Genomic DNA, 478 nt, shown 5'->3' on the forward strand with positions numbered 1-478 from the left:
GGCGACGTCGTAGCGCCGGCGCGAGTTGGCCCAGCTGGCGTTCCTCTCCTCCTCGCCCGAGGCGAGCTCGACGATCTGCGTGCGCCGCTCCGGCCCGCCGCGCGCGCCGCGGCTGATGTTGTCGGGAAACCGGACCTCGTGGAACGCCATCAAGTCTCTCCGTGGTTCGTGCTCTGGCCCCCGCAACCGGTTCCCACTTGCGGGGTCGCACTCACATGCCCCTCCGGCCCATGGCGACGGCGCGTGAGATGTCCGCGGCGACCTGCGTCCGCGACTGCCGGAAGCTCTCCGCGTCGCGGGTCTGGATCGAGATGTTGACGACCGGTGCGGGCTCGCGGTCACCGCGCGGGGCGTCATACTCGCGGGTCTCACGGCGCGAGAGCACCCGCTCTCCGCGCTGCAGGATCGCCGGCACCTCGTCATGACGCAGACCCAGTGTGCCGCCGGAATGCATCCGCGGGGCCGCCGCGAAGGCCGC

General features: G+C 72.2%; 1 protein-coding gene and 1 pseudogene. Both read right to left on the minus strand.

Annotated features, from left to right (window positions below; all coding sequences use genetic code 11):
• Positions 1-150 (minus strand): DUF2460 domain-containing protein (locus DLJ49_RS22610; protein WP_233489322.1); only part of this gene is annotated, 150 nt, incomplete at its 3' end.
• A 61-nt stretch (positions 151-211) separates the two neighbouring features.
• A pseudogene (locus DLJ49_RS19935) lies at positions 212-478 on the minus strand (phage tail tape measure protein); the annotation flags it as partial.

The organism is Rhodovulum sp. 12E13, from assembly GCF_003340565.1.
In the GTDB taxonomy this organism is placed as follows: domain Bacteria; phylum Pseudomonadota; class Alphaproteobacteria; order Rhodobacterales; family Rhodobacteraceae; genus HLUCCA09.